This window comes from Sinorhizobium sp. CCBAU 05631 (genome assembly GCF_002288505.1).
Taxonomy (GTDB): Bacteria; Pseudomonadota; Alphaproteobacteria; order Rhizobiales; family Rhizobiaceae; genus Sinorhizobium; species Sinorhizobium fredii_C.
This window is the reverse complement of record NZ_CP023063.1, coordinates 1,891,087-1,907,737: the sequence shown is the minus strand read 5'-3', so window position 1 is coordinate 1,907,737 and position 16,651 is coordinate 1,891,087. Positions and strand designations below refer to the sequence as shown.

Genomic DNA, 16,651 nt, shown 5'->3' with positions numbered 1-16,651 from the left:
TCTTTGCGCGTCTGTTCTGACGAGCGGTGCTGTTATGCCGACAATGCGCATGTCTATGCGCCGTGGCTTACCTTGGCACGACGTCGGATATGTCAAAAAACGACGCTCCCCCCGGTTCGCATGAAGAGCGGAATGCGCCGCGGGTATCTTGACGCGGCCCTTGGCATTCGGAACGCGGAAGCAGGGCCCTGGAAAACACCTTGGCCGCAACCGTGCGATCGCGCCAAACCGGGCTCCTCGGCTACGGCCTCAATAGCCGGAGCTTCCGCTGCCCTGGCTGCCGCCGCCCATGCCGCCACCGCCGGAGGCGCCGGTTGAACTTGGTGGAGGAGGGGCGGCGTTCTGCTGGCTCGTCTGGTTGCTGACGCACCCGGCGATCGCCAAAAGTGCGATCAAGGCGATGAGTATCGATGGTCCGTGCGGCATTTTCTTCTCCAATCACGGATTGGAACTGCGCAGCCATGTTCTTCCCGTCGACTGTTGGAGGCAAGTGCATGCGTGCGCTTGATTTCGTACAAAAGCGCGTCATTTCCATCGAATGTGCAGATACCCCGGAGAGTCCTGATGTCAAGAACAGTGATCGCAATGTTGTGCCTCGCGCTTCTCGCGCTTTCTTCCTGCGCGAACACGGCGCGCGGATTCAGGCAGGATAGCACCCAGACCGGCCACGCTGTGGATAGTGCTACCAAGCGCGTCCTGGGGGCTGCTCAGTAGGACAGCGCCTTCGCCATCCGGCGACTACGCCGCATCCTCGGCTGCGGTCGGGGCTTGCGCCCGACTGCGATGAGCACCCTGAGAGCTGCTTCCGCTTCAGCCTCGGTGAACCCGGCTAGTAGCTGGTCCGCAAATACCGCCGGGACACCGGTCAGGTTGTCCCACACGGTCCAATGGTCGGTTGGGTCGAGGATGAGTTCGTAGCGGTCCTGTTGCATCGGATTCCTCTCGTTTACCAGATCCCGCGTCGCAGGCCATTCCAAAGCCAAGCCCAGACCGGCGGATGATACCATTGCCGCGACGGAGCGGCGATATCGAAGGGTCGGAGGTATCCGGCGAGCGTGTCCTCGACCGCCCTGATCGCAATGTCGGTCGAGGCGGCTGTCTGGAGCAGCGGATAGGTATGGATCGTATCGGCGCGGCTTGGTATCTGCCGCGACTGGTAAAGAATGCCGCCGGTATCGACGCCCTCATCGACGAGATGAACGGTCGCGCCGAAATTCTCCAAATCATTGCCGACGAGCGCCCAGTAGCCGCCCATCAGTCCGCGATACTGCGGATTGATGCCCGCATGGAAGTTCAGGACGGGGCAGGGGATTGTTGCCAGCGTTGCGGGCTTCAGCATCCGGCAACTGACGAGAAAGACGACGGCGGGCTGAAGCGCCGTCAGCCGTGCGCGGCCTTCGGCATCGTTGATCGAAGCGATCTGGTGCACCGGGACGGAGGGGGGCTTGTCGGCAGACACGCCGTAGCTGCGCAGGATTTCGGCCGCCCGCCGGCGCGTGAGCCGTTTGCCGAAACGCGAGGCGATCATCGTGGCGAGCTGGCCCAAAGCCGTCGCCCATCCGAGCTTCCGAGCCCGCCGTCTGACGAAGAGCGCCTTGGATTCCGGCTGCTCCTGCAGGACGACGATGTCGGAAAAGCGGGCGGCAAGCGCATTGATCAGGATGTTCGGATTGTCGCCCCCTGCGGTAACGACGACGATGCGCCGGCCGGTCGAGGCGGCCGTTGACGTTTCACTTTCCGTGAGGGCGCTTTGCGATCGGTACATAGGTCGGCAAGGGTTGTCTGAGTATCATCTGCGGCGTCCAGACACAGTGGCGGGTAGATACAGATATGCCGACACAGGCGTTACCGTGGTCTTAAGCGGGTAGCCAATAATATATCACGGGGTCAATTGCCCGAGCATTACGCCTCAATCAACGACCGGCTGAGATCGCCGTAGCCGGTAAAGCGGTACTCATAGGCGAGGCCGAGATAGTCGGCGGCGCGGCGGGCCTTCTCCTTGAGCGCCTCGTCTTCCACCTGCGATAGATAGACGAGCTTGCGGTAGTGCCCGAAATACATGTCGCGCAGTTCCGGATGCCGGTCGAGGCCGAGCGGCTCGACGACGAATGCTTCGAACTGGCGGGCGAGGAAGTCGGTGAGAAAGAAGGCCGTGAGGTCGTCGTCCCAACGGGCGGCGAAATCCGCATTGCCGGCGAAGAAGGAATAGCAGTGCGGGCCGGGAATCCGCTCGACGCCTTCCTCCTCGCAGAGCCGATCGATGAGACCGCCCGTACCGCAATCGGCATAGGCGATGAAGATGCGCTCGAAGCCGTCGGAACGGGCGCGGGCGATCGCGTCGCGAAGGCCCGGCACGATCTTTTCCGGCGTGTTGTGCCAGATGGCGGGAAGACAGTTGAGCTCGATATGGTCGAGCTTGTTGGCCTCGCAGATCGCAAGAATTTCACGCGCGATGGCGCCGCAACCAATGACGTGAACTTTCTTTGGCTGTGCACGTTCTCTTGCCGACGGTGCGTTTTCCATCTTTATTCCGCCTTGTATCAACACAAAGGAATCACGGTCATGACAATAAGGTCCATCGCGATGATCGGCGCTCTTCTGGTAGCGCTCTCAACCCTGAGTTCCTGCGCCAATACGATCCGCGGCATGGGGCAGGATACTGCGAATACCGTGAACGCCACAGAGGGAGCCGGGCGCCGGGTCGCCCGAGCGGCCAATTGACCGCCACGCGGCTGTAGGGAGGCGAGCGGCCTCGCTTTATAATAAACAAAGACGCCGGCTGTCGGTTTCATCCGCACAGCCGGCGTTTTTCTGCATCAGTTGGACTCAGCCGGCGGCAAGCTGGTTGTGCTTGCGCCGCATATAATCCTTTGCGGTTTCGACGGCGACCGCCGCGTCGCGGCAATAGGCGTCGGCGCCGACGGCCTTGCCGAATTCCTCGTTGAGCGGCGCGCCGCCGACGAGAACGACGTAATCGTCGCGCAGGCCCTTCTCCTTCATGGTGTCGATGACAACCTTCATGTAGGGCATCGTCGTCGTCAACAGCGCCGACATGCCGAGGATGTCGGGCTGCTCGCGCTCGAGCGCTTCCAGATAGTTCTCGACCGGATTGTTGATGCCGAGGTCGACGACGTCGAAGCCGGCGCCTTCCATCATCATGCCGACGAGGTTCTTGCCGATGTCGTGAATGTCGCCTTTGACGGTGCCGATTACCATCTTGCCGAGCTTCGGTGCGCCGGTTTCGGCGAGCAGCGGCCGCAGGATGGTCATGCCGGCCTTCATCGCGTTTGCGGAAAGCAGAACTTCCGGCACGAAGAGAATGCCGTCGCGGAAGTCGATGCCGACGATGCGCATGCCTTCGACGAGCGCCTGGGTCAGGATGTCGTAGGGCGTCCAGCCGCGCTTGAGGAGGATGCGGGTGCCATCCTCGATTTCCTCCTTGAGACCGTCATAAAGGTCGTCATGCATCTGCTGCACGAGTTCCTCGTCGGAAAGGTCCTCGAGAATGATTTCATCATCTGCCATAGTAGGGTCCTCGGTTCCTGGCATAGTCGTTTCGCGGGAGTGGCACGATAACACTCCGGACGCGTTGTCCCATCCTTAACGGGCGGCGCCTAAAAATCTCTTTTCGAAAGCGACGTCGCATATGGTGAAAAACGACGACGCGGTGCTTCCCATCGTTTGTCATGCCAGTCGTATCGCATAATTCACCGATGCGGAATCCGCCGCCCGGTAAAATTATGCAACAGTTCAAGGTGTTAGTTTAGGCAGCTGAGCAAGCGTTTAGGTAATGGCCGGCACACAGCCACGGTTTCACGCGGCACCAACGGACCGTGTGGACGGGGCCGGTCGAGTGTCTAAGTTGCGCCACCTGTTGGCGCATTGAGACCCGTACCGATCCGGCGGCTTGGTAGCATTAGGCCAAATCCATGCCGGGCGCATGGTGCCGCTACTGGATTCGACCGGCGGAAAGGACTATGCGCCCACCTACCGAAATGTTGCAGCGTCCTTCGTGCGAAGACGTGGCGGGAGAGGAATGAGCGAATGAGCGACGTTACAGAACAAGGCGCGATCGAAGGCGGCGGACGCCGCGCGCGTGGCGAGGGACGTGGGGCGGCAGCCCGCCGGGCCTCCCGCACCGGCGGCGGTCCGGGACCGTCTCTGCCCTATATCCAGCGCAAGATTCGCGAGTACGAAGTTCTCGACGAGGAGGGGTTGCAGCTCATCGAGCGCAATGCCGACATCGTTCTGGAAGAGATCGGCATCGAATTCCGTGACGATCCGGAAGCGTTGGAGCTCTGGAAGGCGGCGGGAGCTGATGTGCGCGGCGAGCGCGTCCATTTCCCGAAGGGCCTCTGCCGCGAGCTTTTGAAGACCGCGCCGTCGAACTTCACCTGGCATGCGCGCAATCCGGAGCGCAACGCCCATATCGGCGGCAAGGCGACGGTTTTCGCACCGGTCTACGGCCCGCCCTTCGTCCGCGATCTCGACGGCAACCGCCGCTATGCGACGATCGAGGATTTCCGCAATTTCGTGAAGCTTGCCTACATGGCGCCGTCCGTCCATTCCTCGGGCGGCACGGTCTGCGAGCCGGTCGACATCCCGGTCAACAAGCGCCATCTGGACATGGTCTACAGCCATATCCGCTATTCCGACAAACCCTTCATGGGCTCGGTGACGGCGCCGGAACGGGCCGAAGACACGATCGCCATGGCGAAGATCGTCTTCGGCGACGATTTCGTCGAGAACAATACGGTGACGCTGAACCTGATCAACGCCAATTCGCCGATGGTCTTCGACGAGACGATGGTGGGCGCGCTCAAGGTCTACGCGCGCCATAATCAGGCCTGCGTGCTGTCGCCCTTCATTCTTTCCGGCGCGATGAGCCCGGTGACCGTCGCCGGGACGCTGACGCAGATTCTGGCCGAGGTTCTTGCCGGCGCCTCGTTCACCCAGCTGATCCGCAAGGGCGCGCCGGTGCTTTTCGGCACCTTCGCCGCCTCGATCTCGATGCAGTCGGGTGCCCCAACCTTCGGCACGCCGGAGCCGTCGCTTGTCTCCTATGGCGCCGCCCAGCTTGCCCGCCGCCTCGGCCTGCCGTTCCGTACCGGCGGTTCGCTCTGCGGCTCCAAGGTTCCGGATGCCCAGGCGGCACACGAATCGGCGAACACGATCAACATGACGCTGCTCGCCGGCACCAACTTCGTGCTGCACGCGGCCGGCTGGCTCGAAGGCGGTCTGGTCTCGTCCTACGAGAAGTTCATGATCGACCAGGATCAGCTCGGCATGATGCAGAAGATGGCTGAAGGCGTCGATCTTTCGGAGAATGCGCAGGCGCTCGACGCGATCCGCGAAGTTGGCCCCGGCAGCCACTATCTCGGCTGCTCCCATACCCAGGCCAATTTCCAGACGGCCTTCTACCGCTCGCCGCTCGCCGACAACAATTCCTTCGAACAGTGGGAAATCGAAGGCGAGAAGCGGATCGAGCAGCGCGCCAACGCGCTCGCCCGCTCGTGGCTCGAACACTACGAGGCACCCTATCTCGATCCGGCGATCGACGATGCGCTCAAGGACTATATCGCCAAGCGCAAGGATTCGATGCCGGACGCCTTCACCTGAAAGGCTCCCGAGCGAGCCAGGGAGCAAGGCGGCGCGGCGCAGGTGGCCGACATGATCCAGAAGGAGGTCTGGCGCCCGCATTACGAAACCCAGGGGCCGAAACCGAAATGACGGCGGCCTCCGCTTGTGACGACAATCTTGTTCAAATGCTCCGTGCGGCTCTCGAGCCGCACGGTCTTTTTTTGCGTGGCACTGTGAATTTTGTGGCCGGCGAGGCGGCTCCCCAGCTAAAGGGCGGCGCGCCTGCCGCGAGCGTCCTGCTCGTCGGCAATATCGGTGGCTCACTGTGGGAGCCGTTCAGCCGTTGGCGAGCAGACCAGCCGGATCAAGGCGGCACGGATCCACTCGACAATTGGTCGAAGCAGATAATCCAACCTGTCGCGGAGCGGCTCGACGCCACCGCCTATTACCCGTCCGATCCGCCCTGGCAGCCATTCCAGCGATGGGCAATGCGCGCCGAGGGCTTGAAACCATCGCCGCTCGGCATCCTCATCCACCCCAAATATGGTCTCTGGCACGGCTATCGCGGTGCGCTCGGCTTTGATCGGGTACTTCCGCAGACGGGCAAAGTTTCAACTGGCCATCCTTGCGATGCTTGTGTGGGAAAGCCGTGCATTTCGGCCTGTCCGGCTGATGCCTTGGCCGCCCGCGCATTCGATGTCGCTCGCTGCCGCACGCATTTGAGGTCAAAGGAGGAGCCTGGCGGCTGCCTCGCGCTTGGCTGCCTTTCGCGCGATGTCTGTCCGGTAGGGCGAGACTTTCGCTACCCGGATGCGCAACTCCGTTTCCATATGGCGGCACTGAGGCTTTAGACTGGTTGCTCTCAGTCGGCCCCAGTCGGTCATGATGGACCGTGAAAATGCCCTCCTGCGCCGTGATTGACTTGCCAATCCGGAGCACTCAGCAATCGCGCATCAAACCGCCGCAATCCATGCGATGTTACGTCACGATCCGCTTCGAGTCGCGAACCATGCCACTGTTTCCAAAAGGCCTTCTCATCGGCGCCGCACTTCTCACGGGCGGCTTTGCCAAATCCGCGCCGGCCGACGCTGCAGGCACTTCCTGCCGCAACGTGAGCCACCGTGGTGAAGACTACATCGCCTGCAGCTTCGATCCCGCCGCAAGCGACATTCGCCTCTACAACAAGGACCATGCGGGCGTTCCGTTCAGATCCTTCAAGGCGCTGTCGCTCGAATTGCGCCATCGCGACGAATATCTCGTCTTCGCCATGAATGGCGGCATGTATCACGAGGACCTTTCTCCGGTCGGCCTGCACATTGAAGAAGGCGGAGAGCAGGCCCCGCTCAACACCAATCCGGGTTGGGGCAATTTCCACCTGCTGCCGAACGGCGTCTTCTACGTGACGGACGGCAAGGCAGGCGTTATGGCGGCAGAGGCTTACCGCGACGCCGGCATCACACCGCGCTTTGCCACGCAATCCGGGCCGATGCTGGTGATCGACGGCAAGCTTCACCCGCGCTTCCTGCCGGACAGCGACAGTTTCAAAACCCGCAACGGCGTCGGTGTGACGACGGAAGGCCAGGTGGTTTTCGCGGTCTCGAAGCGGCCGGTGCGCTTCCACGATTTCGCGACGCTCTTCCGGGACGCGCTTGACTGCCCCAACGCGCTGTTCCTCGACGGCACGATTTCGAGCCTTTATGCGCCGGAGATCAACCGCCACGACCGGCTGTTTCCGCTCGGGCCAATCATCGCCGTCGTCGCGAGGTTTCCGCATTGAGCGCACCGCAAAAGAATTTGTCGGCTCCACCCAAGGAATGGCGGTCGGCGACCGTCTAAGCTTGAAATAGGACAGAGCGGGCAGGGATTGTGCGTGCAGGGATTGGGCGGGCAGGGATTTGGACGCGGAACTCGTTGAACGGGCGGTGAGCGGCGATCGCGAGGCCTTTGGCCGATTGATCGAGCGCCACTATGACTTTGTCCATGCGGTCGCCTGGCGGTGGTCGGGCAATGAGGCCGATGCGGAGGATATTGCCCAGGAGGTCTGCATAAGGCTTGGCTCGGCGATTCGCGGCTTCCGCGGCACCAGCCGCTTTCGCACCTGGCTCTATATGTTAACGCTGAATGCAGCCCGTGATCATCGGCGTCGGCTGGCGCGCGACGAGCGGAAGATGCAGGCCTATGCATCCGATTCGGCGCTCTCCGCAATGTCCGCAGGTGATGACGAGGAGCGGCGCGAGGCGCTTTGGGCGGCGGTGCGGGCGCTGCCGGAAAAGCAATGCGATGCCGTACTGCTCGTTTATGCCGAGGGTCTCAGCCATGCGGTAGCCGCCGATGTGCTTGGCTGCTCGGAAGCGACCATCTCCTGGCACGTCCATGAGGCGCGGAAACGCTTGCGGACGCTGCTCGGCAAGGAGGCTGTGTGATGACCGACGAACTCGATATGCTGTCCGGACGGACGCCGCCGAAGCCGATGGACGCGGCACGGGCGCGGGCGCTCGCCGCCGCGATGCAGGCCTATGACGCGGCGGAAAATTCGATCCCCACCCAAGGAACGACGAAGCCCGCGCGTCAAAGCTCCATCCTCAACCGGATATGGAGCCCTATCATGAACCGGAAATTTCTTGCGGGATCGGCCCTGGCGATGCTGATCGTCGTCCCGGCCGCCGCCTTCCTGACGCTGGAACTTGTTCGCAGCGATTTTTCACGCGACGCGGAGGTGCAGGTGGCCGCCAAGCCAGTACCGCGCCCGCAGCCGAAATCGACTGCGCCTGCGACCATCGAGCGGGGAGAGCTTTTCCCCGGGTCCGGCTCGGACCTCAGCGAGGTGCCTCGCGAGGCCGCCGAAAACGAGGCGACGGCAAGCGCTGCGGCCGATACGGCCACAGCGCCCGCTGCCGAAGGCGGGACGGTGGGCTTTGCCGCGCGTGGCCGCGCCGCACTCATGCCGGCGCCGGCCGTGCCAGACGATATCCTTCCGCCGCCGACAGAAAGCCGCGAGCGCTTCGGCAACGCCGATGCCAGTCCAGTAAAAAGCGTTGCGACCGAGCCGGTCTCGACCTTCTCCGTCGATGTCGATACGGCCTCTTACGCCTTCGTCCGCCGATCTCTGATGGAGGGCGAGATGCCGAACCACGATGCCGTACGCGTCGAGGAGATGATCAATTATTTCCCCTATGATTGGCCGCGCCCGACGACGGCTGCGGAGCCGTTCAAGGCCACCGTCACAGTGACGCCGACGCCATGGAACGCAGCAACGCGGCTGATGCATGTGGCGATCAAGGGCTATGAGGTGGTTCAGCAGGAGGCGCCGAGAGCCAACCTCGTCTTCCTGATCGACGTCTCCGGCTCCATGGACGAACCGGACAAGCTGCCGCTTCTGAAGAATGCTTTCCGGCTGCTGGTCGAACGGCTGAGACCGGACGATACAGTGTCGATCGTCACCTATGCCGGCAATGCCGGCACGGTGCTTGAACCCACGGCGGTCAAGGACAAGGCGAAGATACTGGAGGCGATCGACACGCTGCAACCGGGCGGCTCGACGGCCGGTGCCGAGGGCATCGACGCTGCCTATCGGCTGGCGGAGAAAGCCTTCGTCCAGAACGGCGTCAATCGCATCCTGCTCGCGACCGACGGCGACTTCAATGTCGGGCCGTCGAGCGACGAGGAATTGAGACGCGTGGTCGAAGCGAAGCGCAAAAGCGGCGTCTTTCTCTCCGTTCTCGGCTTCGGTCGGGGCAACTACAACGACGCGCTGATGCAGACGCTCGCCCAGAACGGCAATGGCGTTGCTGCTTACATCGACACGCTGGCGGAGGCGCAGAAAACGCTCGTCGAAGAGGCGGGGTCGTCGCTCTTCCCGATCGCCAAGGATGTGAAGCTGCATGTGGAGTTCAATCCGGCGGCGATCGTCGAGTACCGGCTGATCGGCTACGAGACGCGGGCGCTGAAGCGCGAAGATTTCAACAACGACAGGGTCGATGCAGGCGACATCGGCTCCGGCCACAGCGTGACGGCGATCTACGAGGTGACGCCCAAGGGCAGCCCGGCCGTGCTCAACGACGAGCTCCGCTATGCGACCGCCGAGAAGCCGGCAACAACTGCGGCTCACGCCGGCGAACTCGCTTTCTTGAAAATCCGCTACAAGAAGCCGGACGGCGACAGGAGCGAGCTGATCACCACCCCGATCACCGAGGAAAATGCGGTGCCGAACCTCGCCGAGGCGTCGGCTGATGTCCGCTTCTCCATCGCCGTCGCGGCGTTCGGCCAGAAGCTTGCCGGAAATCCGGGCCTTGCCGACTACTCCTATCCGGCGATCGCCGATCTCGCCGCCGCCGCCAAGGGCACCGATCCGTTCGGCTACCGCGGCGAGTTCGTCAATCTGGTGCGGTTGGCGAAAGGGTTTTCGGGCGCAAAGCAGTAGCTGCCTGCTGCATGTCTCCTTATCGACCTCGATTTAAGGACAAAGAATGCAGCAATTCAAACTGCGACAGCGGCCTTTGCGCGTCTGATAAGACGCGCGGCGCTGTAGGGCGGGCAACTCCTGCGCGCCGAGAACCGTCAGGAGTGGCTGGCAGCACGGTATACGACAGCGGTACGCTGGAATTTCGCAGATGCTGCCCGCCTGACGCTCGTCCTCGTCACGCCTTTGGAAAGGCGCGCTGCAATCCACCGGATTTGATCAGCCCGTTCCGGAACGCCTGATAGGCCGCATGCTGGCTGGAGCGGGCCACCTCCATAAGGCGCATCTGAAGACGCGGCGGCGCCTCGTTGCCGAGCCATTCTCCGACTCTTTCGAGTTTCAGCGTATTCAGGAACCGCGCTTCGGCGGCAAGGTCGAGGTGGCGGTGCAACCCCTCCATCAGATCTTCATCCTGTTCCGGATTTTCCATCAGCAGCTTGACGAAAGCCTGCTCCGCTTCGCCGAAGCTCGAAAGCTTGGCGGCGGTCGTGTCCCGGTCGGGGAAGGCGGCTGGCGTGCTCATGGATTTATCTCCGTTGGTCGCACATCCTCGGATAGGCGACTCTCCCTCCATCTGCAATTGATAGCTTGCGGTCGTCTTTGCCGAACTCCCGAACCTCTACCAGTGGAGCGCGCGGACAGCGCGCTGCGTCAGCCTAGTCCGCTTATCAAGTCGGCCGTGCCATAGAAATCACACCAATGTGGATATACCCGACCGCGCAGTGGCGGCTTCGGCAGGGCCATGTTAACCGGCAAGCTCTGAACGAGGTGCTCCACAGTTGCTACAATACAGACCCGAAATTGATGGACTGCGCGCGCTCGCGGTCATGCCCGTGCTTCTCTTCCATGCTGGTTTTGGCTTCATCGGGGGCGGGTTTGCTGGCGTAGACGTTTTCTTCGTCATCAGTGGTTATCTGATCACGGCGATCATCCACCGCGAAATCCGCGACGGTAGCTTCAGCATTGTCGGATTCTACGAACGCCGCGCGAGGCGTCTTGCGCCAGCTTTGCTCTTCATCTGCACCGTTTCGACCGCCTTCGCCGCTCTTTGGATGCTGCCGCAGGAGCTCAACAATTTCGGCAAGAGCCTTTATGCGGTGAGCCTTCTCGGGTCGAATTTCCTGTTCTGGGGTCAGACCGGGTATTTCGCGCCGAACACGGACTTGATGCCCCTTCTGCACACCTGGTCACTGGCCGTCGAGGAGCAGTTTTACATTGCGTTGCCCCTGCTTCTACTCGCGCTTCGCCGCTACTCGGTGGCTAAGGTGATGAACCTCCTGGCGACTGGCGTTATCCTCAGCTTTGGAGCCACGCAGATTCTTGCCCGCATCGATCCGGCCGCAAATTTCTACCTGCTGCCGAGCCGCTTTTGGGAGCTCGGCATCGGTGCAATGCTGGCGATTGCCAATGAGAGGCAATTCGATTTTCCCCAACGAATGCGTGAGATCCTGGCAGCGCTCGGTCTTTGCGCCATCGCCGCCAGTTACATCCTCCTCCAAGGAACGGCTTACTACCCCGGCTGGACGACGCTGCCGGTGGTGCTTGGAACCACTCTCGTGCTCGCCTTTGCACACGGATACACGGTCGTGGGCAAACTGCTTTCGTGGCGGCCCTTGGTGGCGATCGGACTTCTAAGCTATAGCCTCTATCTCTGGCATCAGCCGGTCTTCGCCTTCGCGCGCTTGCGTTGGATCGACGAGATTCCACGTTTCGGTTACTTGCTGCTGATCGCGATTTGCTTCGTATTGGCCTATTTCAGCTGGCGCTATGTCGAGCAGCCGTTCCGCAAACGAGCCCGTTTCGGACGGCGCGCCGTCTTTAGTTTCACGATCGCCTCTGGTGCCGTGGCAATCCTTTTGGGCCTTGGCCTTGATGGGACGGACGGGATGGTTGCGCAAAAGCGGGACTTGGCGCGGCTGACCGGCTCGAGTGTCGGCCTCGGCAAGCGGTGCGATGCGGTGGTCGATCTCAAATGCGCTACAAGCCACACACCCGAAATGGCCGTTTGGGGCGATTCCTTTGCACGACATCTGGTTGATGGCATCATTGCCTCGAAGCCTGACGTCCGGTTGCTACAACTTACCAAAAACAATTGCGGGCCGTTTCTCGACCTGTCCCCGATGGCGCCGCGGCTTGGCCCGAGCTGGCCGAAGGAATGCGCCCAGCATAATGATGATGTGCGGCGTTTCCTGGTAGCGAACAAGTCGATCCGCTATGTCGTCCTGTCATCGCAGCTTAGCCAGTACCTGACGGAAGAGATGGTGCTCGTCGAAGGAAGGCGGGAAGTCCCCACCGAGGTGAAGACCCTCACCACCAGCCTGCGCTCGACGCTTGCCTGGCTAAAGGCAAATGGTTTTGAGGCCGTGTTCGTCGCGCCGACGCCGCATGACGGCCGCGACACCGGCCTTTGCGTTGCGCGGGCAAGACTCTTGGATCAACCGATTGAGCGCTGCGAGTTGCCGCTCAAGAATGTTCGCGTCCACGACAAGGACATACTACAGGTCGTCGCCGATATCGCCGACGAGTATCCCGTTGTCAGCTTCATGGATTATCTTTGCGATGCGGATGCCTGCAAGGTCGAGGATCAGGGCGTAGAGCTTTTCGAGGACCATGGGCATTTCTCCGCGCAAGGATCGCGACAGATGGGCCGCGCGCTCAACTTCTACCGCTCCTTTGTCGATGCAGCGAAGAGCGATCCGGTATCCGCACAGGTCTCACCGGCGCAACCTTCGCCCCCATCGGCAGCCCTGTGATCGATCGGTCAGGCGAAAACTTCCCGCAACCGGGGGCCGCTATCGCCTCCACGAGAAGAGTTACGCTCTGAAGACCGGGGCAGGCTATGCGCGGCGACTTCTCCGTTCGCGCACCGGGGCGGCGGCGCCCTCATTGGCCGTCTTGTTGCGCAAGGGGCCGATCTTTTCGACGATGACCTCGAGCGTCGGGCGCTCGCCCCTGGTGTGATTGTCGAGGGCAAGACGCATCGCGGCGAGGTGATTGCAGGACGTGCCGCAGCAGCCGCCGATGATCTTGGCGCCGGCATCGACGGCCAGGCGCGCATATTCGGCCATCAGCGGCGGCGTGCCGGAATAGTGGATCTCCGATCCGCGGAACTCGGGAATGCCGCAATTGCCCTTGACGACGACGGTGCCCTGGGGATTGGCGGCGGTCATGTCGAGGAGCGAGGACAGAATGTCGGATGCGCCGACGCCGCAATTGGCGCCGACCGCGACCGGGCCTTCGCCGATGTCTGCCGCGACCGTGTGAAGGTCCTTAGGGTGCAGGCCCATCATCGTCTTGCCGGCAGTATCGAAGGAACCGGTGTAGACGAAGGGCAGGCCGACCTTGGTGGCGGCCTCGGCGGCTGCCCGGATCTCGTCCGGCGAGGACATCGTCTCGATCCAGGCGACTTCCGCGCCGCCGGCCTTGAGGCCCTCGATCTGCTCGACAAAAGCCGCGACCGCGTCCTCATAGGAGAGGGCGCCGAGCGGCACCAGCAACTCGCCGGTCGGGCCGACGGAGCCGGCGGTGATTACCTTGCGCGGCGCCTTGTCGGCGACGGCACGGGCGATCTCGGCGGCGCGCTTGTTGAGCGGATGCACCCGGTCTTCCGCCTGGTGGAGCTTCAGCCGGTGGCGCGTGCCGCCGAAGGAATTGGTCAGGATGATGTCGGCGCCGGCGTCGACGAAATCCTGATGCAGCTTGGTGATGTTTTCCGGCCTGGTCTCGTTCCAGAGTTCCGGCGCTTCGCCGGCCTCGAGACCCATCGCGAAGAGCGACGTCCCGGTCGCGCCGTCGGCAAGCAGAACGCCCTTCAAGGCGAGGAGGTCGGAGAGGGCGTTGGCTGCGATGGACATCGGCGTTTCCCGGCTGAATGGCTTGTAGCAAGATATAAACATATCTTTATGTGTTTGCGCATGAGGAAGCAAGCTAAATGTGTATCGAACCTCGCGGCTGACCGTTAGCGACTACGTGCCCGCCGAGAGCCGCGGCAGTTCATCCGCCAGAAGACGGGCGAGGTCGATCGAGGCGGGTTCTGCGTTGGGGCGTAGGCGCAGGCTGAATTCCGCGTCGGGCAGCGCCGGCAGATCGAGGTGCTTCGGGGCGGCCGTTATCCCGGTGCCCAGAAAACGATCGGTGCGCGCCGTCACAGCGATGCCGCTGAGGACCGCGGCCCGCAGACCCGAAAGACTCGGGCTGGTTGCAGCCAAGCGGAAGGGGCGGTTGATCGCCTCGAGCGCGGCAATCGCGGCAGCGCGGAAACCGCAGGGCGGGTCGAGCACAGCCACTGGGAGATCGGCGTCGGGCAAAGTCAGGCCCCTCTCGGCACACAACCAGATCATCGGATCGCGCAAGACAAGCAGTTCGTCTGCCGAAGGCCCTTGCCGCATCGCCAGGACGATGTCGATCTGGCCTTGCTCGTATGCGGCCGCCAGTTCCTTCGTGCGGCCGATCCGAAGGTCGAGGCGAACCCGCGAATGCGAGCGGGCGAAGCGGCCGAGCAGATCCGGAAGCGCCGTGTCTGCAAAATCCTGGGTGCTCCCGATCGCCACGCGGCCGTCGGCGCGGGCGCCCTTGAGGCTCAACCATGCGTCACGATGGGCGTCGAGGATGCGACGGGCATGACCGACGAATTCCTCACCCACAGGTGTCAAGGAGCGTCCGCGCCCGGCCGGTGCGAGAAGCGCCTCGCCGACCAGCGCTTCCAGCCGCTGCATCTGCGCCGTCACGGCCGACGGTGAACGGCTGACGACGTCCGCGGCCCGGGCGAGCGAACCGCCCTCCGCGAAGGCAAGAAAAGTGCGCAAGAGTTCCGGGTCGATCATCCTCATGGTTCAATAATACAGAATTGTAGATGCCGCACAATTCGATTTTATGGATGCAATGATGATGACAGGCTTACTTCGTCACCGCATTCATCCCGAGAAAGGAACTCTCATGCCGATCATCAGCATCGCCGTTGCGGCTTCGCCGAACTCAAGCCTCTCCGCGCAGATCGCGGCATCCGTCAGCGAATTGACGCGCCTGCACCTGCGCAAGGATCCGACCGTGACGGCCGTTACGATCAGCTATATCGATCCGCACCATTGGTTTGCGGGGGGGAGGTCGATCGCATCACAGCAGACCTCGAGTTTCTGGCTCGATATCAAGGTTGTCGACGGCACCAATACGAAACAGGAGCTCGCAAGCTATATCGAGGCAGTCTATGCCGGGTTCGAGGGCCTGCTCGGAACGATTCATCCCGAAAGTTACGTGCTTGTTCACGAGGTAGCGGCCGCAGCTTACGGCTTTGGCGGCAAGACGCAGGAGTTTCGCTTCATCAGCGGCAATTTGCAGCCAGCCGCTTAGAAGTGGGAGAGGGGCAACCGCCTCGGTCGCCCCTCTAAGCCGGTGAAGGCGCTCATGCCGCCTTTCGGTCGCCGTGACTTGTCGGCGTCACCATGGCACCGATGATCGTATGCAGGTCGATGGCCCCGATCGGGCGGCCATTGGCGTCGACGACGTGGGCGGTGTTGATATGCGCACTCGTCATTGTGCGGGCGGCCGCCTCGAGGACCGTATCTGCCGCGATCGCGAGGCCCTCCGGATTGCCGGACAGCGGCCGCATGATCGTCTCGACATGAACGACCCGGCCGCGGTTTACCTCCTTGACGAAGGCGGTGATGTAATCGTCCGCCGGCGCAAGCACGATTTCCTGGCCGGTTCCCTGCTGCACCACACGGCCGTCGCGCAGGATGGCGATCTTGTCGCCGAGGCGCAGGGCCTCGTCGAGATCGTGCGTGATGAACACCACGGTCTTCTTCAATTCCTTTTGCAATTCGAGAAGCACCGTCTGCATGTCCACGCGGATCAGCGGGTCGAGCGCCGAATAGGCCTCGTCCATCAGCAGAATCTCGGCGTCGTTGGTCAGTGCCCGGGCCAGTCCGACGCGCTGCTGCATGCCGCCCGAAAGCTGGTTCGGATAGTGCTTCTCGAAGCCCTTGAGGCCTACGCGGTCGATCCAGCCAAGCGCCCGCTTCTCGCTCTCGCGCTGATCGATACCCTGAATTTCCAGGCCGTAAACGGTGTTTTCGAGCACCGTGCGGTGTGGAAGCAGCGCGAACTTCTGGAACACCATTGCTGTCTTGTGGCGACGGAACTGGCGAAGGTCGTTCTGGTTCATCTTGCAGACGTCGACGCCGTCATAGAGCACTTCACCGGCGGTCGGGTCGATCAGCCGGTTGATGTGGCGGATGAGCGTCGATTTGCCGGAACCGGAAAGGCCCATAACCACCGTTATGCAGCCGCCGGGCATCGAGATGTTGATGTCCTGCAAACCGAGAACATGACCGTATTTCTCGTTGAGCTCGGCCTTGCTCATGCCGTTCTTGACAGGATCGATATATTCGTGCCCGCGCGGACCGAAGATCTTGTAGAGGTTCTTCACCTCGATTGCGCGACTAGCCATAAACTACCTCCGAATGCTTCTGCAGCCACCTACCGAAGGCTTGGCTTGCACGATCGAAAATGATGGCGCTGCCGATTAGTGCAACACCGCTGGAGCTGCGTTCCGCCGTTGCGCTTCTTTGGGCGCGTGCACGGGCGCAACCGCTTCCAGGTTCCCCTTGAGCAATG

The 16,651-nt window shown here is 62.2% G+C and carries 18 protein-coding genes and 1 pseudogene; 9 read left to right on the top strand and 10 right to left on the bottom strand.

Features of this window, described 5'->3' with window-relative positions:
* Window positions 1–249: 249 nt before the first annotated feature.
* On the bottom strand, window positions 250–426 hold the full coding sequence (locus SS05631_RS31370; protein WP_086022790.1) for a hypothetical protein: 177 nt from the start codon (window positions 424–426) through the stop codon (window positions 250–252).
* Window positions 427–564: 138 nt separating this feature from the next.
* Between SS05631_RS31370 and SS05631_RS31850 the strand changes: the two genes are divergently transcribed.
* Complete coding sequence (locus SS05631_RS31850) at window positions 565–714, top strand: entericidin (RefSeq protein WP_037423596.1); 150 nt, start codon at window positions 565–567, stop codon at window positions 712–714.
* On the opposite strand, the gene SS05631_RS09420 is transcribed toward SS05631_RS31850, so the two are convergent.
* From SS05631_RS09420 to SS05631_RS09410, 3 genes are all read right to left on the bottom strand, one after another.
* Entirely contained in the window at window positions 708–932 is a 225-nt protein-coding gene (locus SS05631_RS09420) for a hypothetical protein (RefSeq protein WP_234819688.1), read from the bottom strand. The two genes, SS05631_RS31850 and SS05631_RS09420, sit on opposite strands and share 7 nt — an antisense overlap.
* A gap of 14 nt (window positions 933–946) precedes the next feature.
* On the bottom strand, window positions 947–1,765 hold the full coding sequence (locus SS05631_RS09415) for a formyl transferase (protein WP_083854227.1): 819 nt from the start codon (window positions 1,763–1,765) through the stop codon (window positions 947–949).
* A 137-nt stretch (window positions 1,766–1,902) separates the two neighbouring features.
* Window positions 1,903–2,523, bottom strand: a complete 621-nt coding sequence (locus SS05631_RS09410) for a DUF1638 domain-containing protein (RefSeq protein WP_037423599.1) — start codon at window positions 2,521–2,523, stop codon at window positions 1,903–1,905.
* Window positions 2,524–2,562: 39 nt separating this feature from the next.
* On the opposite strand from SS05631_RS09410, the gene SS05631_RS09405 reads away from it, so the two are divergent.
* Window positions 2,563–2,721: an entericidin gene (locus SS05631_RS09405; protein ID WP_083854228.1), complete on the top strand. Its 159-nt coding sequence runs from the start codon at window positions 2,563–2,565 to the stop codon at window positions 2,719–2,721.
* 105 nt (window positions 2,722–2,826) lie between these two features.
* On the opposite strand, the gene SS05631_RS09400 is transcribed toward SS05631_RS09405, so the two are convergent.
* Window positions 2,827–3,525: a B12-binding domain-containing protein gene (locus SS05631_RS09400; protein WP_037386375.1), complete on the bottom strand. Its 699-nt coding sequence runs from the start codon at window positions 3,523–3,525 to the stop codon at window positions 2,827–2,829.
* Between the two features lie 519 nt (window positions 3,526–4,044).
* Between SS05631_RS09400 and SS05631_RS09395 the strand changes: the two genes are divergently transcribed.
* The 5 genes from SS05631_RS09395 to SS05631_RS09375 all read left to right on the top strand — a co-directional run bounded on the left by SS05631_RS09395 (window position 4,045) and on the right by SS05631_RS09375 (window position 10,000).
* Complete coding sequence (locus SS05631_RS09395) at window positions 4,045–5,619, top strand: trimethylamine methyltransferase family protein (protein WP_037423604.1); 1,575 nt, start codon at window positions 4,045–4,047, stop codon at window positions 5,617–5,619.
* Between the two features lie 107 nt (window positions 5,620–5,726).
* Window positions 5,727–6,431 carry a 4Fe-4S dicluster domain-containing protein gene (locus tag SS05631_RS09390; RefSeq protein ID WP_037423606.1) on the top strand — a complete coding sequence of 235 codons (705 nt, stop codon included), beginning with the start codon at window positions 5,727–5,729 and terminating at the stop codon, window positions 6,429–6,431.
* 158 nt (window positions 6,432–6,589) lie between these two features.
* Complete coding sequence (locus SS05631_RS09385) at window positions 6,590–7,357, top strand: phosphodiester glycosidase family protein (protein ID WP_037423660.1); 768 nt, start codon at window positions 6,590–6,592, stop codon at window positions 7,355–7,357.
* Between the two features lie 118 nt (window positions 7,358–7,475).
* Complete coding sequence (locus SS05631_RS09380; protein WP_037423609.1) at window positions 7,476–8,003, top strand: sigma-70 family RNA polymerase sigma factor; 528 nt, start codon at window positions 7,476–7,478, stop codon at window positions 8,001–8,003.
* On the top strand, window positions 8,003–10,000 hold the full coding sequence (locus SS05631_RS09375) for a VWA domain-containing protein (RefSeq protein WP_037423611.1): 1,998 nt from the start codon (window positions 8,003–8,005) through the stop codon (window positions 9,998–10,000). The genes SS05631_RS09380 and SS05631_RS09375 overlap by 1 nt, the downstream gene beginning before the upstream one ends.
* Before the next feature lie 217 nt (window positions 10,001–10,217).
* On the opposite strand, the gene SS05631_RS09365 is transcribed toward SS05631_RS09375, so the two are convergent.
* On the bottom strand, window positions 10,218–10,562 hold the full coding sequence (locus tag SS05631_RS09365) for a hypothetical protein (RefSeq protein ID WP_037423613.1): 345 nt from the start codon (window positions 10,560–10,562) through the stop codon (window positions 10,218–10,220).
* 304 nt (window positions 10,563–10,866) lie between these two features.
* On the opposite strand from SS05631_RS09365, the gene SS05631_RS09360 reads away from it, so the two are divergent.
* Entirely contained in the window at window positions 10,867–12,792 is a 1,926-nt protein-coding gene (locus tag SS05631_RS09360) for an acyltransferase family protein (protein WP_050988337.1), read from the top strand.
* Between the two features lie 84 nt (window positions 12,793–12,876).
* Here the strand turns inward: SS05631_RS09360 and bmt are convergent, their stop codons facing one another.
* Together bmt and SS05631_RS09350 are read right to left on the bottom strand one after the other, a co-directional pair.
* A complete protein-coding gene (gene bmt, locus SS05631_RS09355; protein ID WP_037423620.1) occupies window positions 12,877–13,893 on the bottom strand; it encodes a betaine--homocysteine S-methyltransferase in 1,017 nt (338 codons plus the stop codon).
* A 111-nt stretch (window positions 13,894–14,004) separates the two neighbouring features.
* Window positions 14,005–14,868, bottom strand: coding sequence for a LysR substrate-binding domain-containing protein (locus SS05631_RS09350; RefSeq protein ID WP_037423622.1), 864 nt, complete (start codon window positions 14,866–14,868; stop codon window positions 14,005–14,007).
* Window positions 14,869–14,974: 106 nt separating this feature from the next.
* Between SS05631_RS09350 and SS05631_RS09345 the strand changes: the two genes are divergently transcribed.
* Entirely contained in the window at window positions 14,975–15,385 is a 411-nt protein-coding gene (locus SS05631_RS09345; protein WP_037423625.1) for a 4-oxalocrotonate tautomerase family protein, read from the top strand.
* A 52-nt stretch (window positions 15,386–15,437) separates the two neighbouring features.
* On the opposite strand, the gene SS05631_RS09340 is transcribed toward SS05631_RS09345, so the two are convergent.
* Together SS05631_RS09340 and SS05631_RS31845 are read right to left on the bottom strand one after the other, a co-directional pair.
* Complete coding sequence (locus SS05631_RS09340; RefSeq protein ID WP_037423628.1) at window positions 15,438–16,484, bottom strand: glycine betaine/L-proline ABC transporter ATP-binding protein; 1,047 nt, start codon at window positions 16,482–16,484, stop codon at window positions 15,438–15,440.
* Window positions 16,477–16,575: pseudogene (locus SS05631_RS31845) on the bottom strand (proline/glycine betaine ABC transporter permease); the annotation flags it as partial. The pseudogene SS05631_RS31845 and the gene SS05631_RS09340, both read right to left, overlap by 8 nt.
* Window positions 16,576–16,651 lie beyond the last annotated feature (76 nt).